Genomic DNA, 25,471 nt, shown 5'->3' on the forward strand with positions numbered 1-25,471 from the left:
AGTTCCTCCTGAACTTAACCTACGACCAGGTTAAGCAGTTTGCCAGGGACATAAATCACTTTACGAAGTGTGACGCCTTCCAGATATTTCGCCACAATGTGCTCCTGCGCAGCACGCGCCTGAACCTGCTCCTGCGTAGCATCCGGCGCAACGGTAATCTTGCCGCGCACTTTGCCATTCACCTGTACAACGACCAGCAGTGAATCTTCCACCATCGCGGATTCATCCGCAACCGGCCAGCTGGCTTCATCGACACTACCTTCTCCGCCCAGCGCCTGCCACAGAACATAGCTGGCGTGCGGCGTGAACGGATAGAGCAGACGAACGACCGCCACCAGCGCTTCCTGCATCAGTGCGCGATCTTGATCGCTCTCCTGCGGGGCACGAGTCAGCTTGTTCATCAACTCCATGATGGCAGCGATAGCGGTGTTGAATGTCTGGCGACGACCCACGTCATCGGCCACCTTGGCGATGGTTTTGTGCAGATCGCGACGCAGCGCTTTCTGATCGTCGTTCAGTGCATTGAGGTCCAGCGCCACGGTGGCACCTTTCGCTACGTGTTCGTAGGCCAGTTTCCACACGCGCTTCAGGAAGCGGTTCGCACCTTCTACACCCGATTCCTGCCATTCCAGCGTCATTTCTGCTGGTGAAGCAAACATCATGAACAGACGCACGGTATCGGCACCGTAACGTTCAACCATCAGCTGTGGATCGATGCCGTTGTTTTTCGACTTGGACATCTTGCTCATGCCGGCATAAACCACTTCGCGGCCTGCGTTGTCGACAGCCTTAACAATACGACCTTTTTCATCGCGCTCAACGCTAACATCAACCGGAGAAACCCAGTTACGCTCGCCGTTCGCGCCGGTGTAATAGAACGCATCGGCCAGAACCATACCCTGACACAGCAGACGTTTGGCTGGCTCATCAGAGTTCACCAGGCCCGCGTCACGCAGCAGCTTGTGGTAGAAGCGGAAATACATCAGGTGCATGATGGCGTGTTCGATACCACCGACATACTGATCTACCGGCAGCCAGTAGTTCGCAGCGGCAGGATCCAGCATGCCTTCGTTGTAATTGGCACAGGTGTAACGCGCGTAATACCAGGATGATTCCATAAAGGTGTCAAAGGTATCGGTTTCGCGCAGCGCTGGCTGGCCGTTAACTGTGGTTTTCGCCCACTCAGGATCGGCTTTGATCGGGCTGGTGATACCGTCCATCACCACATCTTCTGGCAGAATCACTGGCAGCTGATCTTCTGGCGTTGGCATCACGGTGCCGTCTTCCAGTGTCACCATTGGAATTGGCGCGCCCCAATAACGCTGACGGGACACACCCCAGTCACGCAGACGATAGTTGACTTTACGCACACCGACGCCTTTCGCCGCCAATGCATCAGCAATAGCGTTGAAGCCCGCCTGATGATCCAGACCGTTGAACTCACCCGAGTTGAACAGCGCGCCTTTATCGGTCATCGCCGCTTCGCTCAGATCAGGCGTTGAACCATCCAGATTCAGGATTACTGGTTTGATGTTCAGGTTGTACTTAGTCGCGAACTCCCAGTCACGCTGGTCATGGCCTGGAACAGCCATCACTGCGCCGGTGCCGTATTCCATCAGGACAAAGTTAGCGACCCAGACTGGGATCTCTTCGCCCGTCAGCGGATGGATAGCAAACAGGCCGGTGGCCATGCCTTTCTTCTCCATCGTCGCCATATCTGCTTCAGCCACTTTGGTGGTGCTGCACTCTGCGATGAAGTCAGACAGCGCAGGGTTGCTGGCCGCAGCCTGGCGCGCCAGTGGGTGGCCAGCTGCCACAGCAACGTAGGTGGCACCGAGGAAGGTGTCCGGACGTGTGGTGTAAACCGTTAATTTCTCTTCGCTGTACGCTACATCGAAGGTGATTTCCACGCCCTCAGAACGGCCAATCCAGTTACGCTGCATGGTCTTGACCGTTTCAGGCCAGTCTTCCAGCTTATCCAGATCGTTGAGCAGTTCTTCCGCGTAAGCGGTGATTTTCACGAACCACTGAGGAATCTCTTTGCGCTCAACTTTGGTGTCACAGCGCCAGCAGCAGCCGTCGATAACTTGTTCGTTAGCCAGTACGGTTTGGTCATGCGGGCACCAGTTCACCGCTGAGGTCTTTTTATAGACCATGCCTTTTTCATACAGCTTGGTGAAGAACCACTGTTCCCAGCGATAGTACTCTGGCTGGCAGGTCGCCAATTCGCGGCTCCAGTCATAGCCAAAGCCCAGCAGTTTGAGCTGGTTCTTCATGTATTCGATGTTGTCATAAGTCCATGGTGCGGGCGCGGTGTTGTTTTTTACCGCAGCGCCTTCGGCTGGCAGTCCAAACGCATCCCAGCCAATCGGCTGCAGGACATTTTTACCCAGCATACGCTGATAGCGCGCAATCACATCGCCGATGGTGTAGTTACGCACGTGGCCCATGTGTAGGCGGCCAGAAGGATAGGGCAGCATAGAAAGGCAGTAGTATTTCTCTTTGCCTTCCTGCTCGGTCACTTTAAAGGTTTCGTTTTCGTCCCAGTGCTGTTGGACGCGGGATTCTATCTCTTCCGGGCGGTATTGCTCTTGCATGGCTGCCTGTGGTCCTTTATGAAAATCGTTAACCCTGAATAGTTCACGTCACAGGCAGGCGGCAAAGGTGTGAATACGCTCGCGCTTAACGAAGTAAGCGACGGCGTGAACACGTGCAGCCAACGCACCTGCGACTTGAAGTATGACGGGTTCGCATACATTTAGATCCGCATAGCATACCCATAAGGCTCTTCCTCAACAACATTTCACGCCCCGGCTGAGCGGATTTCTACTCAATGCGCCGCCGCTTTCACCCTTTTGCGATTTACTCCGCTTTCGTCACGGCAAATATGACAGAACAGCTAAACTTACTATCAGCTATTCCCGCGGAAAGGAGAACAAAATGAATAACGTGGCGCAGGAGTATCGTGCAACGATAGCGGCATTAACCCAGCGGCTGGAGCAGGGTGAGCGTGATGTTGATGCCCTGGTCGCTGAGGCACGGCAGGAGTTATTAGCGAAAAAGACGCTGACCTCTTCTGAAGTGAATGAGGTGATGCGGGCGGTCAGGCGTGATTTACATGAGTTCGCGCTCAGTTATCAGGAATCTTCAGATGTGCTCGGTGACTCCGTATTCTTGCGCGTCATTCGCGAGAGCGTATGGAAAGAACTGGCGGATATCACGGACAAAAGCCAGTTAGAGTGGCGCGAGGTGTTTCAGGATCTACGACATCACGGTGTTTATCAAAGCGGTGAAGTGGTGGGGTTGGGTAACCTGGTGTGTGAGAAGTGCGGTTTTACCCGGGCGATCTATACACCGGAGAGCTTAACGCGCTGCCCGGAGTGTGGGCACGATCATTTCCAGCGTCAGCCTTTTGAGCCTTGATTTGCGGAAAATCGCGCCGCTGCGTGATTAATGGGGAAACCCCATCCATACAGCGGCGCAATTGAGAGCGCTAATTAATGCAGGATCTTCGCGAGGAAGTCTTTTGCGCGGTCGGACTGCGGGTTATTAAAGAAGTCATCTTTGTTAGTGTCTTCGACAATTTTCCCTTCATCCATAAAGATCACGCGATTGGCCACTTTGCGCGCAAAGCCCATCTCGTGCGTCACCACCATCATGGTCATGCCTTCGTTCGCCAACTCCACCATGACGTCCAGCACTTCGTTGATCATCTCTGGGTCGAGCGCAGATGTCGGTTCGTCAAACAGCATCGCGATGGGGTCCATACAGAGCGCGCGAGCAATCGCCACACGCTGTTGCTGGCCGCCCGAGAGTTGTCCAGGGAACTTCTCCGCATGCGCAGCCAGACCAACACGCGTCAGCAGCTTGAGACCTTTCTCACGCGCAGCGGCTTTATCTCGCTTTAACACCTTGACCTGCGCCAGCACCAGGTTATCGACAATGCTGAGGTGCGGGAACAGTTCGAAGTGCTGGAACACCATACCGACTTTGCTGCGCAGTTGTGCCAGGTTGGTTTTCTTGTTGTTCACTTCGGTACCGTTAACCTGAATGCTGCCTTCCTGCACCGGTTCAAGACCGTTCACCGTTTTAATCAAGGTTGACTTACCTGAGCCGGACGGTCCACAGACCACCACCACTTCACCTTTTTTCACTTCGGTGGAGCAGTCGGTCAGCACCTGAAAGTGACCATACCACTTAGAAACATTTTTCAGGCTAATCATTTAAACCGTCCTCTTTCTTTTCAGATAGCTAACCAACAGCGAAGCGCTCAGGCTGATCACAAAATAGACCAGACCGGCAAACAGAACCATTTCAACCTGGGTACCGTCACGCTCGCCAATCGTCGAGGCGGTACGGAAGAAGTCAGCCAGGCTTAGCACATACACCAGCGATGTATCCTGGAACAGCACAATGCCCTGCGTCAGCAGCAGTGGCACCATGGCGCGGAACGCCTGCGGCAGGATAATCAATTTCATTGATTGCCAGTGCGTCATACCCAACGCGAGCGCAGCATTCGACTGTCCGCGTGAGATGCTCTGGATACCCGCTCGGATGATTTCCGAATAGTAGGCCGCTTCAAACAGTGCAAAAGCAATCATGGCGGAAATCAGGCGAATGTCAGTTTTGGGGGAAAGTCCCAATACCTGTTGCAGTAATGCAGGCACCACCAGATAGAACCACAGCAGCACCATCACCAGCGGGACGGAGCGGAACAGGTTGACGTACAGCTTAGCGAACCAGCGAATCGGCGCGAACGGCGACAGACGCATCACGGCCAGAATCGTGCCCCAGATAATGCCGAACACCACGGCGACGGCGGTAATCTTGAAGGTGATGATCAAGCCATTCCACAAATAGGGCAGGCTGGGAGGAATCGAACTCCAGTCAAACTCGTACATTATTTGCCTCCCAGATTGCCGGGCAGGCGAATTTTACGTTCTACCAAACTCATAATCAGCATGATCACCAGGTTAATACCCACGTAAGCCAGGGTAATGGCGGTGAAAGATTCATAGGCGTGCGCCGAGTAGTCGAGCAACTTACCGGCCTGCGCCGCCATATCCACCAGACCAATGGTCGAAGCGATGGCAGAGTTTTTCACCAGGTTCAGCATTTCCGAGGTCATCGGCGGCACAATCACGCGATAAGCATTCGGCAGCAGCACGTAACGATAAGTTTGTGGCAGCGTCAGCCCCATCGCCAACCCTGCGTTTTTCTGACCGCGTGGCAATGATTGAATCGCGGCACGTACCTGTTCACAAACGCGCGCAGCAGTGAACAAGCCGAGGCAAATGGTTGAGGAAACGAAGAACTGAATATTGGGGTCCAGTTCTGCTTTAAACCACATCCCCAGTTTTTCGCCAACCAGTTCTGGCGCCACCAGATACCAGAAGAAGAACTGGACGATCAGTGGGATATTACGAAACAGTTCCACGTAGCAGGTACCAATGGTCGACAGCAGTCGATTGGGCACGGTACGCAGAATGCCGAAGAAGGAACCTACCAGGAAGGCGATAATCCAGGCACAGCAGGAAACCGCAACGGTAACCTGAAATCCGGACCACAGCCAGCCGAGGTAAGTCGTATTGCCGAACGGGGCCTGTTGTAAAAAGATGCCCCAGTTCCAATCGATACCCATAACGAGCTCCGGTAAAAAAAGGGTAGCGAGGCTACCCATAAGATTGTTGAGCGGTGTCTTGCGTCCTGCTTCAGGGGAACGACCTGTTGCAGTCTGTCTGTCCGCACCGCGTGTTCAGCAATCGAGAGGGCAGCCTAACTGCCCTTGTTTTCATTGTTAATTCAGAGTGCTTTATCGTTTGGTGCTTTGAACAGCGCCTGCATGTCAGAAGACAGCTCGAAGTTCATGTTCAGATTCTTCGGTGGGATTGGCTGTTTGAACCAGGTATCGAACCACTTAGCGGCCTCACCCGAGGTCTGCGCTTTCGCGATGGTTTCATCCATCAGCTGTTTGAACTGCGGGTCTTCTTTACGCAGCATACAGCCGTAGGCTTCTTTCGACTGAGGTGTGCCAGTGATCTGCCAGTCGTCTGGTTTCTTCGCTTTAGCACGTTCACCCGCCAGCAGCGCGTCATCCATCATGAAGGCCACGGCACGACCGGTTTCCAGCGTACGGAAAGAATCGCCATGGTCTTTGGCGCTGATGATGCGCATATCCATTTTCTTCTCGTCGTTCAGCTTGTGCAGCAGAACTTCAGAAGTGGTACCAGAGGTCACGACAACGGTTTTGCCTTTCAGGTCCGCGAAATCTTTGATATCGCCACCCTTTTTCACCAGCAGACGCGTACCGATGATGAAGACGGTATCGGAGAATGCGGCTTGCTGCTGACGTTCCAGGTTGTTGGTGGTAGAACCACATTCAAAATCGTAAGTGCCGTTTTGCAGCAGTGGAATACGGTTCTGAGAGGTGATCGGCAGCATTTTTACCTGCAGATCAGGCTTGTTCAGCTTGGCTTTGATCGCCGCTACGATGGCGTTTGAGTAGTCTTGTGAATAGCCAACCACTTTTTGCTGGTTGTCGTAGTAAGAAAAGGGAACTGATGACTCACGATGCCCAACGACGATCACGCCGCTATCATTAATTTTTTTCAGGGTGCCGGTGAGATCTTCCGCCTGGGCCGCTCCCGCTGCTGCTCCCAACAGCAGAAGAGATAATGCCACTTTGCGTGTCTGCATGTTCCTACTCCTTTGAATGGATGTTGCGCAGAACATAAACTGCGCAGATTGTGATGTTGTGTGTATTTCGTGCTGCTTTTTTAGTTATCCCTTAGCGCAACTGCGCGCAGGATAGTGATTAACATAGCGAATTGTTAACGCAATGAAACAAAAAAGTTTGTTTTTTGCGAGCCGCTCCGCACCATTAAGAGGCAATAAAAAGCCATTGCGCCGTTTCGGTGCGTGTCAGTGCCAAATAATAGTGCGTGAACATGGCATTACGCTGACAAAACGCTGATGTTGAGAAAATCACTGAAATAAATAGCAATGATCGTGCCAGCACGGTGAAATGCGTGAAAAAGCCAGCAGAGAATCTGGTAAAGCGTAGCCGATGGGAGCGGAAAAAAGCGCAAAAAAAAGGCGAAGTGAGCACTTCGCCTGTCAGAATGTGATCGGAGTGTCAGTGGCGGCGACGCATAATCGCAATAACGATGCCAATTAACGTCAGAATCCACACCGGCCAGATACCTGCTTTGGCGTACGGAGTTTCACCGGTGGTGGGTGTCACCTTAGCTTCCAGTACGTCACGCGTGAACTGCGGGATCTCTTTTTCAACCTCGCCGTTGGCATTCACGACGGCAGTCACACCGTTGTTGGTGGATCGCAACAGCGGACGGCCCAGTTCCAGTGCACGCATACGCGCCATCTGGAAATGCTGCCAGGGGCCAATAGAATGACCAAACCAGGCATCGTTAGAGACTGTCAGCAGGAAGTTGGTATCAGGACGGAAGTTGGCTCGTACCTGCTCGCCCAACACAATCTCGTAGCAGATGGCGCTGGTAAGATCATAACCCGCCACCTTCAACTGCGGCTGCACATAGGCACCACGGCTGAACGACGACATTGGCAGATCGAAGAACGGCGCCAGCGGACGCAGCAGATCTTCCAGCGGCACAAATTCCCCGAACGGCACCAAATGGTTTTTCTGATAACGGTTATGGCTTTGATAGCTGTAAGGCTGCTCGCCGCCCAGCACAATTACGGAGTTGTAATCGTGGTAGCGGTTATCCCCTTCAACGCGTGAATCGACAATCCCGGTAATTAGCGAGCTGCCGCGCTCGCGCAGTTCGGCATCCAGCGCTTTGAGGAACGGCTGCTGATTGCTTTCAAGGTCGGTAATCGCCGATTCCGGCCAGATAATGATGGGCGCTTTGCCCATATAAGTCTGGCTGTAAGAGGTGTACACACGCAATGTATTCAGCAACTGCTGTGGGTCCCACTTCATCGACTGGGGAATGTTGCCTTGCACCATCGCCACGTCCACGCTGCGTTCCGGCAGCGGCTGATACCACTGCAACATGCGCAGTGGCCACGGCAGCAGCAACAATACCGCGGCCGCCACCAGGCTCTTCACCGTACGATGATAAAGCGCATGCACCAGCAGACCGGCGATCACCATCAACAGGAAAGTGATGGTTTCAACGCCCGCCAGCGGCGCAAGGCCTTTGAGTGGACCGTCGATCTGGCTGTAGCCGAACTGCAGCCACGGGAATCCGGTGAGGATCCAGCCACGCAGAAATTCGCTGATTTGCCACAATGCCGGTGCCGCCAGCACCATACGCCACAAGTTCGCACGTGGCCACAGGCGATTAAGCACCGCCGCAAACAGCATCGGATAAATCGCCAGGTAAGCGGCCAGCAATATCACCAGGAAGACGTTAACCGGGCCAGGCATACCACCAAAGGTGGCGATGCTGACGTAAACCCAGTTAATGCCACTGCCGAACAGCCCAAAGCCCCAGACGAAGCCAATCGCGGCGGCTTGAGGGCTGCGGCGATCCAGTAGCAACAGTTGCAGTCCCGCCAGGGAAACTAATGCGGCAGGCCAAAAATCATAGGGAGAAAAGGAAAGGGTGCCAACGGCACCCGCAATCAAAGCCAGCAGCAGGCGAACCCGCTGCTGCGAGTAGAGAGAGGCTAAAGCCATAAAATTATTCGTCTTCCAGTTGCGGTTGTGGAGAGTCTTCCGGAATTTTCACATGCACCTGGATGATACGGCGGCTATCGGCCATCGCGACTTTGAATTGGTAACCATCAATGTCGATACTTTCACCGCGCGCGGGAAGGTGGCCGAATCCCTGCATCACCAGACCGCCAATGGTATCCACTTCGTCATCACTGAAGCTGGTACCAAATACCTCGTTAAAATCCTCGATAGGCGCAAGCGCCCGCACCGTGTAGGTATGGCGGTTTAACTGACGGATATCACGATCTTCTTCATCGTCATATTCATCTTCAATTTCACCCACGATCAGTTCGAGGATATCTTCAATCGTGACCAGCCCGGAAACGCCACCGAATTCGTCAATGACAATCGCCATATGATAGCGCTGGGAACGGAACTCTTTCAGCATGCGGTCGACACGCTTACTTTCAGGCACCACCACGGCGGTGCGCAGCACTTTCTCAATGCTGAAAGGCTCAGACGCGCTGCTCATAAACGGCAGCAGGTCTTTGGCCATCAAAATGCCTTCGACGTGGTCTTTATCTTCACTGATCACCGGGAAGCGCGAGTGGGCGGAATCAATAATGACCGCAAGGCACTCTTCAAGGCTTTGGTTGCGTTTAAGGGTGATCATCTGGGAGCGCGGGATCATGATGTCACGCACGCGCTGTTCGGCAATATCCAGCACCCCTTCGAGCATGTCGCGGGTGTCCTGGTCGATCAGCTCTTTTTGCTCAGAATCGCGGATTAGTCCCAGTAGCTCATCACGGTTTTTGGGTTCACCGTGAAAAAGTTGGTTAATTAACAGGGAGAAAAATCCCTTTTTACTACTGGGTGCGTCGCTGTTTTGAGAATGGTCGTCGCTCATGGCGTTTTTATTTCGTTCTCTCTGGTGAGGGAAAGGAGCTGCTGGCATCCGCGCCAGCAGCGCAATAACCTGAACCTAAGGGGATCAGGCGTCTTCTTTCTCCGAAATGTACGGGTCAGGATAACCAAGAGCAAGCATTATCTCGGTCTCCAGCGCCTCCATTTCTTCGGCTTCTTCATCTTCAATATGGTCATAGCCCAGCAGGTGTAGCGTGCCGTGGACTACCATATGCGCCCAGTGGGCTTCAACGGTTTTGCCTTGCTCTTCCGCTTCTTGCTCAACAACCTGACGACAAATAATCAGGTCGCCCAGCAGTGGCAGTTCAATCCCGGGGGGCGCTTCAAACGGGAAAGAGAGCACGTTGGTCGGCTTATCCTTACCGCGATAAGTCAGATTAAGCTCATGACTCTCCGCTTCATCCACCAGACGGATGGTGACTTCACTTTCCGGCTGGAAAGGCGTCACGGCGGCTTCGAGCCAGCGCTGGAAAGCGGGTTCGGCTGGCAGGCCATTTTCATCGGCACAGGCCAACTGTAAATCTAAAATCACCGCGCTCATGAAGGCTCCTGCGGGCTGGATGGGGCGGCAAGTTGAGACGCTAGCGTTTCACGCTTGCGCTCTTCTGCCAGTTTGTCACGGCGCTTCTGATCGGCTTCTTCCCACGCTTCATAAGCATTCACGATGCGTGCGACAACCGGATGACGCACCACGTCTTCGCTGTGGAAAAAGTTAAAACTGATTTCATCGACTTCCGCCAAAACCTCAATGGCATGACGCAGGCCGGATTTGGTGCTGCGCGGCAGGTCAATCTGTGTGACGTCACCGGTGATCACCGCTTTGGAGTTGAAACCGATACGTGTCAGAAACATCTTCATCTGCTCGATGGTGGTGTTCTGACTTTCATCGAGAATCACAAAGGCGTCATTGAGTGTGCGGCCGCGCATGTAAGCGAGCGGAGCCACTTCAATCACATTGCGCTCCATCAGCTTTTCCACGCGCTCAAAGCCGAGCATTTCAAACAAGGCATCGTAGAGCGGACGCAGGTAAGGATCGACTTTCTGGCTCAGGTCACCCGGCAGGAAGCCCAGTTTTTCGCCGGCCTCTACCGCAGGGCGCGTCAGCAAAATACGGCGGATTTCCTGACGTTCCAGGGCATCAACGGCAGCGGCCACCGCCAGATAGGTTTTACCGGTACCAGCTGGACCCACACCGAAGGTGATGTCATGGTCGAGGATATTAGCCACATACTGCGCCTGATTGGGCGTACGGGGTTTAATCACACCGCGCTTGGTTTTGATGTGAATCGCCTTACCAAACTCCGGCACGCTTTCGGCGGTTTGCTCCAGTACACGGCTCTCTTTGATCGCCAGATGCACCTGGTCCGGTTCAATATCCGGGATTTGGCCACGCACTGGCGCAGTACTCACGTACAGGTCACGCAGAATGTTGATGGCTGCGTCAACGCTGAGCGATCGGCCCACCAGTTTGAAATGGTTGTCCCGGCGGTTGATCTCGACACCGAGGCGTTTTTCCAGCTGCTTCACATTGTCATCAAACGGACCGCACAGGCTCATCAGTCGGCGGTTATCAGCCGGTTCAAGGGCGATTTCACGAGTTTCGATATTCAAATGAATCCTTTGGGTCACTCAGGGCCAGTTGAAGAAGGTGTATCCAATGCTCCATCACAGATTGAGCATCTATACGGAATTATTTATGGGGCAAGGCCCGGCTGCAAGTTACAGAAACGATATTTGGGCGTTGCAGGTGGAATGCAAGGGGCACGGGATGAAACAGGCGGCAGCACCTTGTGCACTGCCGCGCAAAGTTGGAGTATCAAGGCTGGTAAAGACCGACACCGATGTCATTTTCACGGCGCGTGCGGGCTATCACCGCATCGGGGCTGAGGCTGACACGCAATGCCATTTCATCTTCAGTGCGGATCAGTTTGCCACGCAGCGAGTTGGCATGGACATCGACAATTTCCACGTCAACAAACTTACCGATCATCTCAACAGGCGCTTCGAAGTTCACCACGCGGTTGTTGTCGGTGCGTCCGGTCAGTTCCATGACATTTTTACGTGAGATGCCTTCTACCAGCACACGCTGTGTGGTGCCGAGCATGCGGCGGCTCCACGCCATCGCCTGCTGATTGAGGCGATCCTGCAGAATATACAGGCGCTGCTTTTTCTCTTCTTCCGAAACATCGTCAGGCAAATCAGCGGCAGGCGTACCCGGACGGGCCGAGTAGATAAAGCTGAAGCTGACATCGAAATTCACGTCGCCCACCAGTTTCATCGTCTGCTCAAAATCCTGCTGCGTTTCGCCAGGGAAACCAATGATGAAATCTGAACTCATCTGAATATCAGGACGTGCTTTCTGCAGCTTGCGGACGATGGCTTTATATTCCAGCGCGGTGTGCGCACGCTTCATCAGCGTCAGGATACGATCGGCACCGCTCTGAACGGGCAAGTGCAGGAAGCTCGCCAGCTCTGGCGTGTCACGGTAGACATCAATAATGTCATCAGTGAATTCAATCGGATGGCTGGTGGTAAAGCGGATGCGGTCGATGCCATCAATGGCCGCCACCAGACGCAACAGTTCCGCGAAGCTGCAGAGCTGGTCATCAAAGGTCGTGCCGCGATAGGCGTTGACGTTTTGGCCCAGTAAATTCACTTCTCGCACGCCCTGCGCAGCCAGTTGCGCGATTTCCAACAGAATATCGTCACATGGACGGCTCACTTCCTCGCCTCGGGTGTAAGGCACCACGCAGAAAGTACAGTATTTGTTACAGCCTTCCATAATGGAGGCAAAGGCCGTCGGGCCTTCTGCACGCGGTTCTGGCAGACGGTCAAATTTCTCGATTTCCGGGAAGCTGATGTCAATCACCGGGCTTTTCGTCCCGCGCACCTGATTCAGCATCTCTGGCAAGCGATGCAGCGTCTGTGGACCAAACACAATATCCACGTAATTGGCGCGTTCACGCAGGCGTTCACCTTCTTGCGAAGCGACACAGCCGCCGACGCCAATAATCACGTCAGGATTTATCGCTTTCAATTTCTTCCAGCGTCCTAACAGCGCGAAAACCTTCTCCTGCGCCTTCTCACGGATCGAGCAGGTGTTGAGCAGCAGGACATCCGCCTCTTCAGCGTCCTCGGTCAGGGTGTAACCGTGCGTGCTGTTCAGCAGATCGGCCATCTTTGATGAATCGTACTCATTCATCTGACAGCCCCAGGTTTTAATATGCAGTTTTTTGGTCATCGAACTAGCCATTGATTCAGAGCAGGGAAGTGCAGGGCGCGTATTGTAATGCTTTGCTGCTGTTGTGACCAGCACAGCAGGGTCTGAGATTGTGCAGCAAATTTCCGGTACACTTTATCTATCAACGTGATGACGTGAGCTATCACGACAAGCAGAAGGATTAGAGTCAATGCAGGATTCACATTTTGATGTGGTGGTGGTGGGCGGCGGTATGGTCGGTGCCGCGCTGGCTTGTGGACTGGCACAGCAGCAATTTCGTGTGGCGGTGATTGAACGTGCCGAACCCGCTGCGTTTGATGCAGAAAGCCCGCCCGATGTCCGCATTTCCGCGATTGGAGCCTCGTCGGTAGCACTGCTGCGTCAGTTGAATGTGTGGGAACGCGTGCTGGCGATGCGCTGTGCGCCTTATCGCAAGCTCGAAACCTGGGAGTGGCAAAGTGCACATGTGACCTTTGATGCTGCCTCGCTGGGCTTGCCAGAGCTGGGATATATGGTGGAAAACAGCGTGCTGCAACGTGCGCTGTGGGAAAAGATGCAGGAAGAGGGGATCACGCTGATTTGTCCCGCCAGCCTGCAGCAGCTTCAATCGCATCGTGGCGGCTGGCAGGTCCAGCTGGATAATGGTACCACGCTGGATACGCGGCTGGTGGTTGGCGCGGATGGCGCCAACTCGCGCGTGCGCCAGCTGGCGGGAATTGGCGTCCGTGGCTGGCAATACGCGCAGTCCTGCATGCTGATTAGCGTCGAATGTGAGCATGATGCGGGGGATTCGACCTGGCAGCAATTTACGCCAGAGGGGCCACGTGCTTTTCTGCCGCTGTTTGATCGCCACGCTTCTCTGGTGTGGTATGACGCACCGGCGCGTATTCGCCAGCTACAGGCGTTGCCATTGTCACAGCTTGAAAAAGAGATTCACGCCCATTTCCCGGCACGCGTTGGGCGGGTTCAGGTCAAGAAAGCAGCCTCATTCCCGTTGGTTCGTCGCCACGCTACGCGCTATGTTTTGCCGGGATTGGCGCTGGTGGGTGATGCAGCACACACCATCAATCCCCTTGCCGGACAGGGCGTAAACCTCGGGTATCGCGATGTTGATGCGTTGATCAATACGTTGGTGGAGGCGCGCAGCCAGGCTCAGTTATGGTCATCGGATGCGGTGTTAAAGCGCTATCATCGTCAACGCTATAACGATAATTTGCTAATGCAGGGTGGGATGGATCTGTTCTATTTTGCCTTTAGCAACACGCTGGCCCCATTGCGTTTTGTGCGTAATCTGGGATTGATTGCAGCGGAGAATGCCGGAGCGCTGAAACGTAAGGCGCTGAAGTACGCGTTGGGCTTATAGATGGCAGAGCGTCGCAGGGCGCTCCTGGCATTTTCCCGGATGCAGAAAACAATAAAGCCCGCAAAAGCGGGCTTTATTGTGCAATTTGGCTGGGGTGCAGGGATTCGAACCCCGGAATGCTGGTATCAGAAACCAGAGCCTTACCGCTTGGCGACACCCCAATAATGCGTCTTCAAATTGTCTTTAATTGGCTGGGGTGCAGGGATTCGAACCCCGGAATGCTGGTATCAGAAACCAGAGCCTTACCGCTTGGCGACACCCCAATTAATGGCGTTACAAATTATCTTTAATATGGCTGGGGTGCAGGGATTCGAACCCCGGAATGCTGGTATCAGAAACCAGAGCCTTACCGCTTGGCGACACCCCAAAAATTTGGTGGCTACGACGGGATTTGAACCTGTGACCCCATCATTATGAGTGATGTGCTCTAACCAGCTGAGCTACGTAGCCTGAGTTTACTGCTTACTGCATCCGATAATGGCTGGGATACCTGGATTCGAACCAGGGAATGCCGGTATCAAAAACCGGTGCCTTACCGCTTGGCGATATCCCATTTGTCGACTCGCATCCACGAGTAAATATCGGATTGGCTGGGGTACCTGGATTCGAACCAGGGAATGCCGGTATCAAAAACCGGTGCCTTACCGCTTGGCGATACCCCATCCGGCTGCCGAAGACTGAAATGGTGCGGGAGGCGAGACTTGAACTCGCACACCTTGCGGCGCCAGAACCTAAATCTGGTGCGTCTACCAATTTCGCCACTCCCGCGAAAAGATGGTGGCTACGACGGGATTTGAACCTGTGACCCCATCATTATGAGTGATGTGCTCTAACCAGCTGAGCTACGTAGCCATCTTTTTTCGCTAACCTTCATCGGCGTTGCGGGGCGCATTATGCGTATTGAGCTTTGTAGCGTCAACAAGTTTTTTGCCGTTTTTTGCCTTAAAACGCCTGTTTGACTGGCTTGTAACCAGGGTGGCGATTTATTCAGCAGTTTTCTATCGTCACATCGACGATGAAAACAAAAAGGGGCCTTTACAGACCCCTTATCCTACTCATTCACAAGCTTATTTGTAGGCGGACTGATGCACGCCGACAGCACGACCAGATGGGTCATCCATGTTTTTGAAAGCTTCATCCCACTCAATCGCTTTGGCAGATGAACAGGCAACAGATGGACCGCCCGGAACACACTCTGCTGCACTGGCAATCGGGAACAGCTCTTCAAAGATTTCGCGGTACAAATACGCTTCTTTCGAGTTCGGCGTGTTGTACGGGAAACGGAAGTGCGCGGTAGACAACTGCTGATCGGTGATCTGCTTCGCGGCCACTTCTTTCAGGCTATCGATCCAGCTGTAGCCTACGCCATCAGAGAACTGCTCTTTCTGACGCCATGCCACGCTCTCCGGCAGGTAAGAAGAGAAGCATTCACGCAGAATGTGTTTCTCCATTTTGCCGTTGCTGCCGCACATTTTGTCTTCCGGGTTGATGCGCATCGCCACATCAAGGAATTTCTTGTCGAGGAACGGTACGCGCGCTTCAACGCCCCATGCCGACATCGCTTTGTTGGCACGCGCACAGTCAAACATGTGCAGCGCCAGCAGTTTACGCACGTTCTCTTCGTGGAATTCCTGAGCGTTCGGTGCTTTGTGGAAGTACAGGTAGCCGCCAAACACTTCGTCCGCGCCTTCACCAGACAGCACCATTTTGATGCCCATTGCCTTGATTTTACGCGACATCAAATACATCGGCGTAGAGGCGCGAATGGTGGTGACGTCATAGGTTTCGATGTGGTAAATCACATCGCGAATCGCATCCAGACCTTCCTGCACGGTGAAGTGAATCTCGTGGTGCACGGTGCCCAGATGTTCCGCCACTGATTTGGCCGCTTTCAGATCAGGTGAGCCTTCCAGACCTACCGCAAAAGAGTGCAGCTGTGGCCACCAGGCATCACTTTTATCTTCATCTTCCACACGTTTTGCCGCAAAGCGCTTCGTCACGGCAGAAATGATAGAGGAGTCGAGGCCGCCAGACAGCAGCACGCCATAAGGCACGTCAGACATCAGGTGGCTTTTCACTGACTCTTCCAGTGCATGCTTCAGGCCCGCAGCGTCAGTGGTGTTCTCGGCAACGGCAGCGAAATCCATCCAGTCGCGCTGCCAGTAACGACGGATTTCGCCATCGCTGCTGCACAGGAAGCTTCCCGGTGGGAATTCTTTGATGGTGCGGCAAACCGGCACCAGCGCTTTCATTTCAGAGGCGACAAACAGGTTGCCGTGCTCATCGTTGCCCATGTACAGCGGGATAATCCCGATGTGGTCACGGCCAATCAGATACTGCTGCTTCACGCTGTCCCACAGAATAAAGGCGAACATGCCTTGCAGATCATCGAGGAAATCGAGACCTTTTTCCTGGTACAGCGCGAGGATCACTTCGCAGTCAGAACCGGTCTGAAACGCATAACGATCGCTCAGTTCAGCACGCAAAGCCTGATGGTTGTAGATCTCACCGTTCACGGCCAGTACGTGGGTGTGGTCAGCGTTGTACAGCGGCTGTGCGCCGTTGTTGACGTCAACAATCGACAGGCGCTCATGCACCAGAATGGCTTTGTCATCGGCATACACGCCAGACCAATCCGGTCCACGGTGACGCATCAGACGGGAACACTCCAGCGCTTTCTTGCGCAGTTCAACAGGATCGGATTTCAGATCCAGCACACCAAAAATCGAACACATAACTGACTCCTGATCTCACCTTGCGGCGATGTTATTTCTACGTTTGTCCGGCAGCCTTGACTGCGTGATGTATAAGAAAATGCGCTATCAGGTGCTGTTAACGCAAGTTAAATTGCGATCTTTTGATAAAAAGATTGTTGTGATGGCTTAAAAATTGAATTTCATCTAATTAAATATCAATTAAATTAGATGGCGTCTAATGAATTGGCGTTTTGGATGATTTCCTGCGCAATTAACGGTGCACAGAATCATAATAAAGGGATGTAAAAACAAACGCCCTGCTCACACGACGTGCGGGCAGGGCGATAAGTAAACGCGATAAGAGAAGGTTTAGAACAGGTCGATATCGGCCACTGAAGGGTAAATCCAGTCAGGGCGGAAAGGCATCGCATCAATGTCACTCAGCGTCGAAACCCCGGAGAGCACCAGAATGGTTTCCAGGCCCGCCTGGAATCCGGCCAGAATATCGGTGCGCAGGTTATCGCCGACAATCACCGTCTCTTCCGAGTGGGCATGCATCTTATTTAGCGCAGCACGCATGATATACGGGCTCGGCTTACCGACGTAAAACGGTTTGCGACCGGAGATGGTTTCGATACCGGCGCAGAGTGCACCGCAGGCTGGCACAAAACCGCGTGCGTGGGTATCCGGGTTGGTGGCGATAAAGCGTGCGCCATTAGCCACAAAGAAAGCCGCTTTATGCATCATTTCCCAGTTATAGGAGCGCGTCTCCCCAACAATCACAAAATCGGGATTCACATCGGTGATGGTAAATCCGGCTTTATACAGTTCGTGAATCAGCGCGCCTTCGCCAATCACGTAGGCTTTTTTGCCTTCCTGACGACGCAGGAAATCGGCTGTCGCCATCGCCGAGGTATAGAACACTGAATCCGGTACCTCGACACCCGCATTGGCAAAACGGTTTGCCAGATCCTGAGCGGTTTGCGACGGATAGTTAGTCAGCACCACCAGCGGCATCTCTTTTTCAAGGATGCGCTGCAGAAACTCATTCGCGCCTTTCACGGCGGTATTGTCGTGCATCAACACGCCGTCGATGTCACAGATTACGCTTTTGATGGTCATATTGGCTTCCGGTCGGGCCCGCCAGACGGCAGGCTTCAATTATTCTTCCAGCAGATGCTGCAGCAAAATACCATTCAGCATCGCACGTTTCGCCAGGGCAAAGGCGCCAATAGCGGAACGGTGATCCAGTTCGGAACGCACCACCGGCAGGTTTTTGCGGAAGGCATTCAGCGCCTGGGTATTAATGCAGCCTTCAATCGCCGGGAACAGCACTTTGTCTGCGTCGGTGATTTCGCCCGCCAATACCACCTTTTGTGGGTTGAACAGGTTAATGGCAATCGCAATCGCTTTCCCGAGATAACGCCCTACATACTCAATCACTTCGCAGGCCAGCGCATCGCCCTGGTTGGCGGCACGGCAAATTTGCGGCATCAGGCAGTTATCCAGCGTCAGCGTGCTGGGATAGCCCTGGTTGAGCAAATGGCGCACGCGATTTTCAATCGCGCCATTGGCGGCAATCGTTTCCAGACAGCCAAAGTTGCCGCAGTGGCAGCGCTCACCCAATGGATCGACCTGGATGTGGCCAATTTCGCCCACGTTGCCGTTGCTGCCGAGGAAAATATGGCCGTTAGCGATGATGCCTGCGCCGGTACCGCGATGTAAACGCACCAGAATGGAGTCTGCACAGTCACGACTTGCACCGAAATAGTGCTCCGCCAGCGCCAGACTACGGATATCGTGACCGACAAAACTGGTGACGTTAAAGCGTTTCTGCAAGCTGGATACCAGCGGCCAGTGGCTGACAGCGATGTGCGGCATATAGCGAATAATGCCGTTAATCGGGTCCACCAGGCCCGGCAGAATCACCGCGATCGCGATTAATTCATGAATCTTGCGTTGATGCGCCGCCATAAATGCCGTGATGGCATTGAACAGTGCATTCTCCAGCGTTTCCTGGGTGCGCTCAGGCAGGGGATAATCTTCCTGCGCCAGCGATTTTCCGCTCAGATCGAATAATGTCAGCGTGGCATCATTGCGTCCTAAGCGAACGCCGATGGTATGAAAATGGCGAGTTTCGGTAATGATGGAAATGGCGCGGCGACCACCGGTAGAGGCTTGTTGCTCTACCTCTTTGATCAGGCCGCGCTCAATAAGCTGGCGGGTAATTTTCGTGACGCTGGCGGGCGCAAGCTGGCTGAGATCGGCAATCTGTATACGCGATATCGGCCCTTGTTGATCAATTAGCCGGTAAACGGCTGCACTATTGAGTTGTTTGACAAGATCGACATTTCCTATTTGAGTCTGGCCGCCAGTGGTCATTCAGTACTTACTCGCTGAGGACGTCGTCTCCATTGACTAACGTCTTAGTGATTTGATAATCGCGGGTAAAGACAGTGAGGTTAGCGACTTTTCCTGCTGTCACTGAACCCAGCTGTTTTTCCACACCCATTGCCTGGGCCGGGTAGAGCGTTGCCATGCGCAAAGCTTCATCCAGCGCGATACCACAATGTTCTACGCTGTTTTGCACCGCTTCAATCATGGTGAGCGCAGAACCGCTTAAGGTACCGTTTTCGTCAACGCAAAGGCCGTCGCGATAGTATATTGTTTTGCCTGCAAAAATGAATTTATCAATTGACGCGCCAGCGGGTGCGGTCGCATCCGTTACCAACACCAGCTTGTCACCTTTGATGCGCTTTGCATTACGCACGTTAGCGTAGTGGACATGTAAACCATCCGCAATGATGCCGCAGTATACATCAGGTGAATCAAACAGCGCACCGATCAGACCAGGTTCACGCCCTGCAAAGGTTGGCATGGCATTATAAAGGTGAGTGGCAAAAGAGACACCCGCACTAAAGCCCGCTTTGGCTTCTTCGTAAGTGGCGTTTGAATGGCCCGCAGAGACAATAATGCCGGCATTGCACAGCTTGCCAATCACCTCGGCACCGGCATTTTCTGGCGCCAGCGTCACTTTGGTGATCACGTCTGCGTTGGCGCAAAGAAAATCGACCATCTCCGCATCGGGCAGACGAATCAAATCTGGATTATGGGTACCTTTTTTGGCTTTGTTCAGCCATGGACCTTCCAGGTGTAGACCTAACGCCTGATTAGGGTGTTTGGCCAGATAGGCGCGCATGGTTTCGATGGCACGCTTCATCAAAGCATTGGTGCTGGTGATCAGCGTTGGCAGATAGCTGGTGCAGCCTGATTTTTCGTTGGCACGCTGCATGATTTCCAGCGTTTCCACGCTCAGCGCATCGATATCATCGTTAAACTGCACGCCGCCGCAGCCGTTTAACTGCAAATCAATAAATCCGGGAGCGATAAACGCACCAGCCACATCCTGCTGTGTCATCGTTGCATCAAGCGCATCTCGTGGGCACACGCGCTCAATCAGGCCATCTGCAATCACCACTGCATGATTGTCCAGAATTTCATGACCGGTAAAAATCCGGCCGTTCACTAATGCGTACATCGTTTTTCTCTCCCGGCTAAGCCTGCCGCATTAAGGCAGCAGGTTTTTCACAACGTGTTCTCACACACCTTTCATATTTTCCGCTTCCATTTCGCGGAAATATTTCACGGTTTTCACTTTCAGTTCCATGGTGGCCGGTTCGTCACACACCACCACAGATTTCGCATGCAGCTGCAGACAGCTGATGGTCCACATGTGGTTAACGTTACCTTCTACGGCAGCCTGCAACGCCTGCGCTTTAAGATGGCCCGTCACCAGAATCATCACTTCTTCAGCATCCAGTAACGTGCCCACACCTACGGTCAGGGCGTATTTTGGCACCTGATCCACATCACCATTAAAGAAGCGCGAGTTAGCGATACGGGTATCGTGCGTCAGGGTTTTAATGCGGGTGCGGGAAGAGAGTGAAGAAGCCGGCTCGTTAAAGGCAATGTGTCCATCGTTGCCCACGCCGCCCATAAACAGATTAATTTTACCGTAAGAGCGAATCTTCTCTTCGTACTGGCGACATTCTGCGTCAATATCTGGCGCATTGCCATTCAGAAGATTGATATTTTCTGGTTGGATATCAACGTGATCGAAAAAGTTGCGGTACATGAAGCTGTGGTAGCTTTCCGGATGCTCTTTTGGCAGGCCCACGTATTCGTCCATATTGAACGTCACCACATGCTTGAAACTAACCTGGCCCGCTTTGTGCATATCAATCAGGTGCTTGTAAGCTTCCAGTGGCGTACCACCGGTTGGCAAGCCCAGCACGAAGGGACGTTCTGCGCTAGGCTTAAACGCATTAATGCGGTTAACAATGTGGCGTGCAGCCCATTTACCCACCTGGGTCGGTGTGGCCAAAGGGATCAGTCTCATGTCTTCACCTCAATTAAGATTAGGAAAATGTTGTCGCCGATGCTGGTTTAGGTTGCTGCCATTAAGCGTAATCGGTTTAAGCGCAACCAGCAGGGAAAAGTGCGACCTGATATTTTTCATCATAAAATAAGTTTGTGGTGGTGGCTAGCATTTCGCAGTGATAAACGTCCATTATGGTGATTAAAGTCACAGTTACTGTGGTTTTAATTTGCGAGGCGAATTAATTTATCTTTACACTGCGCCTCGTGGTGAAAGATGTCATCAAGGTACCGAGCGTAGGGATAATAAAATCAACCCGCGCTACGGCAAAACGCCAGTCTCATAGGGGGAGAAAAAGGTGAGTATTTTAGGATATCTGCAAAAGGTCGGCCGCGCGCTTATGGTGCCGGTAGCGACACTGCCGGCAGCGGCAATCTTGATGGGGGTAGGGTATTGGATTGATCCAGACAGCTGGGGTGCAGGCAATGCGCTGGCAGCACTGTTGATCAAGTCTGGTTCCGCCATTATCGAAAACATGTCTGTGCTGTTTGCCATTGGTGTGGCTTACGGTATGTCCAAAGATAAAGATGGTGCGGCCGCGTTAACCGGCTTCGTGGGCTTCCTGGTGGTGACGACACTCTGTTCACCTGCCGCAGTAGCGATGATTCAGAAAATCCCGGTCGATCAGGTGCCTGCTGCCTTCGGCAAGATCAATAACCAGTTCGTGGGTATTCTGGTCGGTATTCTCTCCGCTGAAGTGTACAACCGCTTTAGCCATGTTGAGCTGCCCAAAGCGCTGTCGTTCTTCAGTGGTCGACGTTTGGTGCCGATTCTCGTCTCCTTCCTGATGATCGTCGTGGCGTTCATCCTGATGTACATCTGGCCAATCATCTTCGGCGGCCTGGTGAACTTCGGTGAGCACATTCAGAAAATGGGCTCGGTGGGCGCAGGCGTGTACGCCTTCTTTAACCGCTTGCTGATTCCGGTCGGTCTGCATCACGCACTGAACTCCGTATTCTGGTTTGATGTGGCTGGCATTAACGATATTCCTAAGTTCCTTGGCGGTGCGCAATCTATCGCGAATGGCACGGGTATCCCGGGTATTACCGGTCGCTATCAGGCGGGCTTCTTCCCGATCATGATGTTTGGCTTGCCGGGTGCAGCATTGGCTATCTTCCACTGCGCACGTCCAGAAAACCGCGCGAAAGTCGGCGGTATCATGCTGGCGGCGGCCTTCGCGGCCTTCTTCACCGGTATCACTGAACCGCTGGAATTCTCCTTCATGTTCGTGGCACCGGTGTTGTATGTGATCCATGCCGTATTGACCGGTATCTCGGTATTTATTGCTGCGAGCATGCACTGGATTGCAGGCTTCGGCTTCAGTGCCGGTTTGGTGGATATGGTGCTGTCAACGCGTAACCCGCTGGCGGTGAATTGGTGGATGCTGATTCCACAAGGTCTGGTGTTCTTCGCCATCTACTATGTGGTATTCCGTTTCACTATTCAGAAATTCAACCTGATGACCCCGGGCCGTGAATTGTCTGCGGGCGATGAAACTGATGGTTATGACGTTAACGTCGACCATAGTGGTAATGGTGAAAGCCAGACCGAATCACTGGCACGTCGTTACATTGCCGCCATCGGCGGTTCAGACAACCTGACCAACATCGATGCCTGCATTACTCGTCTGCGTCTGAACGTCAAAGACTCAGCCCAGGTGAATGAAGGCGTGGCGAAACGTTTGGGTGCGTCTGGTGTGATTCGTTTGAACAAGCAGAGCGTACAGGTGATTGTCGGCACTCAGGCTGAAAGCATCGCCTCCGCAATGAAAACGGTATTGAGCAAAGGCCCGGTTGCTGCGGCTTCCGCTCCTGCCGCCGCTGCGCCGGTCGCGACTAAACCCCAGGCTGTGCTGAACACTGAAAAAGCGGTGATTGCTACGCTGGTGGCACCGGTGACCGGTGAGATTGTCGCGCTCGACGCGGTGCCGGATGAGGCGTTCGCCAGCAAAGCGGTGGGCGATGGTCTGGCAATCAAACCAACGGACAAAACCGTGGTGGCACCGATTGCCGGTACCGTGGTGAAAATCTTCAACACCAACCATGCGTTCTGTCTGGAAGCCGCTAACGGCGTTGAGATCGTGGTGCACATGGGCCTGGACACCGTGGCGCTGGAAGGAAAAGGCTTCACACGTCTGGTAGAAGAGGGAGCAACCGTCACTGCCGGTCAGCCGATTCTGGAGATGGATCTGGACTTCCTCAACGCCAACGCGCGCTCAATGATTAGCCCGGTGGTGGTCAGCAACAGCGATGATTTCGCCGGACTGAATCTGCTGGCCAGCGGTTCAGTGGTTGCAGGTGTGACACCGTTGTATGAAGTGAAAAACTAAGTCCTTGTGATTTAGCCAGAAGGCAGGAAGCAATTCCTGCCTTTTTTGTTTTAAAACGACCAACAAACGGTTGTTTCCCTCCTGCGCTTTGTGGATCATACTCCGTTACTTCGTGGTACAAATCACCCGCTATTGTTTTGAGGATTTTGAGATGAGTGAGGCTGAAGCCCGCCCAACGAACTTTATTCGTCAGATCATCGACGAAGACTTGGCGAGCGGTAAGCACAGCAGTGTGCATACCCGTTTCCCGCCTGAGCCCAATGGTTATCTGCATATTGGCCATGCGAAATCTATCTGCCTGAACTTTGGTATCGCCCAAGATTATCAAGGACAGTGCAACCTGCGTTTTGACGATACTAACCCGGTGAAAGAAGACCTGGAGTTCGTTGAATCCATCAAGCGTGACGTGCAATGGCTGGGCTTTGAGTGGAGCGGCAACATTCGTTACTCCTCAGACTATTTCGACCAACTGTTTAACTACGCCGTTGAGCTGATCAATAAAGGTCTGGCTTACGTTGATGAGTTGTCGGCGGAAGAGATCCGTGAATATCGCGGCACCCTGACTGCGCCGGGTAAAAACAGCCCGTACCGCGGCCGCAGCGTGGAAGAGAACCTTGCGCTGTTCCAGAAAATGCGTGATGGCGGTTTCGAGGAAGGTAAAGCTTGTCTGCGTGCCAAAATCGACATGGCATCCAGCTTCATTGTGATGCGCGATCCGGTGCTGTACCGTATTAAGTTTGCCGATCACCATCAGACCGGCAGCAAGTGGTGCATCTACCCGATGTACGACTTCACACACTGCATTTCGGATGCGATCGAAGGCATTACCCACTCATTGTGTACGCTGGAGTTCCAGGACAACCGTCGCCTTTACGATTGGGTGCTGGACAACATCACCATTCCGCAGCATCCGCGCCAGTACGAATTCTCGCGGCTGAATCTGGAATACGCGGTGATGTCGAAGCGCAAGCTGACGCAGTTGGTCACCGAGAAAGTGGTGGAAGGCTGGGATGATCCCCGCATGCTGACCGTTTCAGGTCTGCGCCGTCGTGGTTACAGCGCGGCCTCGATTCGTGAATTCTGCCGCCGCATCGGCGTGACAAAACAGGACAATATCGTTGAGATGGCGTCGCTGGAATCCTGTATTCGTGACGATCTCAATGAGAACGCACCACGCGCGATGGCGGTACTTGACCCGTTGAAAGTGGTGATCGAAAACCTGCCCGCCGGCCACGAAGAAACGCTGACCATGCCTAATCATCCAAACAAGCCGGAGATGGGCACGCGTGAAGTGTCGTTCAGCCGTGAAGTGTGGATCGATCGCGCGGACTTCCGTGAAGAAGCCAACAAACAGTACAAACGTTTGGTTCTGGGCAAAGAAGTGCGTCTGCGCAATGCTTATGTGATTCGTGCTGAGCGTGTGGCGAAAGACGAAGAGGGTAACATTACCTGCATCTATGCCACTTGTGATGTTGACACCCTGAGCAAGGATCCGGCGGATGGTCGCAAAGTGAAAGGTGTGATCCACTGGGTTTCCGCCATTCATGGACTGCCAGCTGAGTTCCGTCTTTACGACCGTCTGTTCAGCGTGCCAAACCCCGCGGCGGCTGAGGATTTCCTCACCACCATTAACCCGAACTCGCTGGAGATCAAACAGGGCTTCGTGGAGTCTGGTTTGCGTGAAGCGGCCACTACCGCAGCTTATCAGTTTGAACGTGAAGGTTATTTCTGTGCCGATAGCGTCTACTCACAGCCGGGTAAATTGGTGTTTAACCGCACGGTTGGACTGCGCGATACTTTCGCGAAGATTGGCGAGTAATATCTTTCGTCGATAGCACAATATGATCATGAAAGGGCGAG

The 25,471-nt window shown here is 53.3% G+C and carries 19 protein-coding genes and 8 tRNA genes; 4 read left to right on the forward strand and 23 right to left on the reverse strand.

Going from position 1 to position 25,471, the window contains the following annotated elements:
- Positions 1 to 14: 14 nt before the first annotated feature.
- Positions 15 to 2,597, reverse strand: a complete 2,583-nt coding sequence (leuS, locus tag WFP70_RS12400) for a leucine--tRNA ligase (RefSeq protein WP_160867874.1) — start codon at positions 2,595 to 2,597, stop codon at positions 15 to 17.
- 343 nt (positions 2,598 to 2,940) lie between these two features.
- Between leuS and WFP70_RS12405 the strand changes: the two genes are divergently transcribed.
- Positions 2,941 to 3,423, forward strand: a complete 483-nt coding sequence (locus WFP70_RS12405) for a zinc ribbon-containing protein (protein WP_058960798.1) — start codon at positions 2,941 to 2,943, stop codon at positions 3,421 to 3,423.
- A gap of 74 nt (positions 3,424 to 3,497) precedes the next feature.
- On the opposite strand, the gene WFP70_RS12410 is transcribed toward WFP70_RS12405, so the two are convergent.
- The 9 genes from WFP70_RS12410 to miaB form a co-directional block, all read right to left on the reverse strand.
- Complete coding sequence (locus WFP70_RS12410) at positions 3,498 to 4,223, reverse strand: amino acid ABC transporter ATP-binding protein (protein ID WP_034829065.1); 726 nt, start codon at positions 4,221 to 4,223, stop codon at positions 3,498 to 3,500.
- Positions 4,224 to 4,901, reverse strand: a complete 678-nt coding sequence (gene gltK, locus WFP70_RS12415) for a glutamate/aspartate ABC transporter permease GltK (protein ID WP_058960797.1) — start codon at positions 4,899 to 4,901, stop codon at positions 4,224 to 4,226.
- On the reverse strand, positions 4,901 to 5,641 hold the full coding sequence (locus tag WFP70_RS12420; RefSeq protein ID WP_034829069.1) for an amino acid ABC transporter permease: 741 nt from the start codon (positions 5,639 to 5,641) through the stop codon (positions 4,901 to 4,903). The genes gltK and WFP70_RS12420 overlap by 1 nt, the downstream gene beginning before the upstream one ends.
- Positions 5,642 to 5,802: 161 nt before the next feature.
- Positions 5,803 to 6,696, reverse strand: coding sequence for a glutamate/aspartate ABC transporter substrate-binding protein (locus WFP70_RS12425; RefSeq protein WP_058960796.1), 894 nt, complete (start codon positions 6,694 to 6,696; stop codon positions 5,803 to 5,805).
- A 439-nt stretch (positions 6,697 to 7,135) separates the two neighbouring features.
- Positions 7,136 to 8,662: an apolipoprotein N-acyltransferase gene (gene lnt / locus WFP70_RS12430; RefSeq protein WP_337023516.1), complete on the reverse strand. Its 1,527-nt coding sequence runs from the start codon at positions 8,660 to 8,662 to the stop codon at positions 7,136 to 7,138.
- A gap of 4 nt (positions 8,663 to 8,666) precedes the next feature.
- On the reverse strand, positions 8,667 to 9,548 hold the full coding sequence (gene corC / locus WFP70_RS12435) for a CNNM family magnesium/cobalt transport protein CorC (protein ID WP_034829075.1): 882 nt from the start codon (positions 9,546 to 9,548) through the stop codon (positions 8,667 to 8,669).
- 84 nt (positions 9,549 to 9,632) lie between these two features.
- Positions 9,633 to 10,106, reverse strand: coding sequence for an rRNA maturation RNase YbeY (gene ybeY / locus WFP70_RS12440; RefSeq protein WP_034829084.1), 474 nt, complete (start codon positions 10,104 to 10,106; stop codon positions 9,633 to 9,635).
- Positions 10,103 to 11,176 (reverse strand): PhoH family protein, encoded by a 1,074-nt coding sequence (locus WFP70_RS12445; protein WP_058960793.1) that lies wholly within the window; start codon positions 11,174 to 11,176, stop codon positions 10,103 to 10,105. The genes ybeY and WFP70_RS12445 overlap by 4 nt, the downstream gene beginning before the upstream one ends.
- 205 nt (positions 11,177 to 11,381) lie before the next feature.
- Positions 11,382 to 12,806, reverse strand: a complete 1,425-nt coding sequence (gene miaB, locus WFP70_RS12450) for a tRNA (N6-isopentenyl adenosine(37)-C2)-methylthiotransferase MiaB (protein WP_337023515.1) — start codon at positions 12,804 to 12,806, stop codon at positions 11,382 to 11,384.
- A gap of 169 nt (positions 12,807 to 12,975) precedes the next feature.
- Between miaB and ubiF the strand changes: the two genes are divergently transcribed.
- Complete coding sequence (gene ubiF, locus WFP70_RS12455; RefSeq protein WP_211728093.1) at positions 12,976 to 14,148, forward strand: 3-demethoxyubiquinol 3-hydroxylase; 1,173 nt, start codon at positions 12,976 to 12,978, stop codon at positions 14,146 to 14,148.
- Positions 14,149 to 14,234: 86 nt separating this feature from the next.
- Here the strand turns inward: ubiF and WFP70_RS12460 are convergent.
- The 13 genes from WFP70_RS12460 to nagB form a co-directional block, all read right to left on the reverse strand.
- Positions 14,235 to 14,309, reverse strand: a tRNA-Gln gene (locus WFP70_RS12460).
- A 27-nt stretch (positions 14,310 to 14,336) separates the two neighbouring features.
- Positions 14,337 to 14,411, reverse strand: a tRNA-Gln gene (locus WFP70_RS12465).
- A 29-nt stretch (positions 14,412 to 14,440) separates the two neighbouring features.
- Positions 14,441 to 14,515 (reverse strand) — tRNA-Gln (locus WFP70_RS12470).
- 6 nt (positions 14,516 to 14,521) lie between these two features.
- Positions 14,522 to 14,598, reverse strand: a tRNA-Met gene (locus tag WFP70_RS12475).
- A gap of 28 nt (positions 14,599 to 14,626) precedes the next feature.
- A tRNA-Gln gene (locus WFP70_RS12480) sits at positions 14,627 to 14,701 on the reverse strand.
- A gap of 34 nt (positions 14,702 to 14,735) precedes the next feature.
- Positions 14,736 to 14,810: transfer RNA gene (locus tag WFP70_RS12485), tRNA-Gln, on the reverse strand.
- A gap of 21 nt (positions 14,811 to 14,831) precedes the next feature.
- A tRNA-Leu gene (locus WFP70_RS12490) sits at positions 14,832 to 14,916 on the reverse strand.
- A 7-nt stretch (positions 14,917 to 14,923) separates the two neighbouring features.
- Positions 14,924 to 15,000: transfer RNA gene (locus WFP70_RS12495), tRNA-Met, on the reverse strand.
- A 215-nt stretch (positions 15,001 to 15,215) separates the two neighbouring features.
- Positions 15,216 to 16,883 (reverse strand): asparagine synthase B, encoded by a 1,668-nt coding sequence (gene asnB, locus WFP70_RS12500; protein WP_160867870.1) that lies wholly within the window; start codon positions 16,881 to 16,883, stop codon positions 15,216 to 15,218.
- A 330-nt stretch (positions 16,884 to 17,213) separates the two neighbouring features.
- Positions 17,214 to 17,966: an HAD-IIA family hydrolase gene (locus WFP70_RS12505; RefSeq protein ID WP_337023514.1), complete on the reverse strand. Its 753-nt coding sequence runs from the start codon at positions 17,964 to 17,966 to the stop codon at positions 17,214 to 17,216.
- Between the two features lie 39 nt (positions 17,967 to 18,005).
- Positions 18,006 to 19,226: a DNA-binding transcriptional regulator NagC gene (gene nagC / locus WFP70_RS12510; protein WP_034829098.1), complete on the reverse strand. Its 1,221-nt coding sequence runs from the start codon at positions 19,224 to 19,226 to the stop codon at positions 18,006 to 18,008.
- Between the two features lie 7 nt (positions 19,227 to 19,233).
- Entirely contained in the window at positions 19,234 to 20,382 is a 1,149-nt protein-coding gene (nagA, locus tag WFP70_RS12515; RefSeq protein WP_182059060.1) for an N-acetylglucosamine-6-phosphate deacetylase, read from the reverse strand.
- Between the two features lie 60 nt (positions 20,383 to 20,442).
- On the reverse strand, positions 20,443 to 21,243 hold the full coding sequence (nagB, locus tag WFP70_RS12520; protein WP_034829102.1) for a glucosamine-6-phosphate deaminase: 801 nt from the start codon (positions 21,241 to 21,243) through the stop codon (positions 20,443 to 20,445).
- Between the two features lie 343 nt (positions 21,244 to 21,586).
- Here nagB and nagE point away from each other — a divergent pair, with 343 nt between their 5' ends.
- Together nagE and glnS are read left to right on the forward strand one after the other, a co-directional pair.
- Positions 21,587 to 23,611 (forward strand): N-acetylglucosamine-specific PTS transporter subunit IIBC, encoded by a 2,025-nt coding sequence (gene nagE / locus WFP70_RS12525; protein WP_045816530.1) that lies wholly within the window; start codon positions 21,587 to 21,589, stop codon positions 23,609 to 23,611.
- A 151-nt stretch (positions 23,612 to 23,762) separates the two neighbouring features.
- The gene (gene glnS, locus WFP70_RS12530; RefSeq protein WP_200539382.1) at positions 23,763 to 25,430 is read left to right on the forward strand and encodes a glutamine--tRNA ligase; all 1,668 of its coding nucleotides are present in this window, start codon (positions 23,763 to 23,765) and stop codon (positions 25,428 to 25,430) included.
- The last annotated feature ends 41 nt before the right edge of the window (positions 25,431 to 25,471 follow it).

The organism is Pantoea sp. USMM079, assembly GCF_037153115.1.
GTDB lineage: Bacteria > Pseudomonadota > Gammaproteobacteria > Enterobacterales > Enterobacteriaceae > Pantoea > Pantoea communis.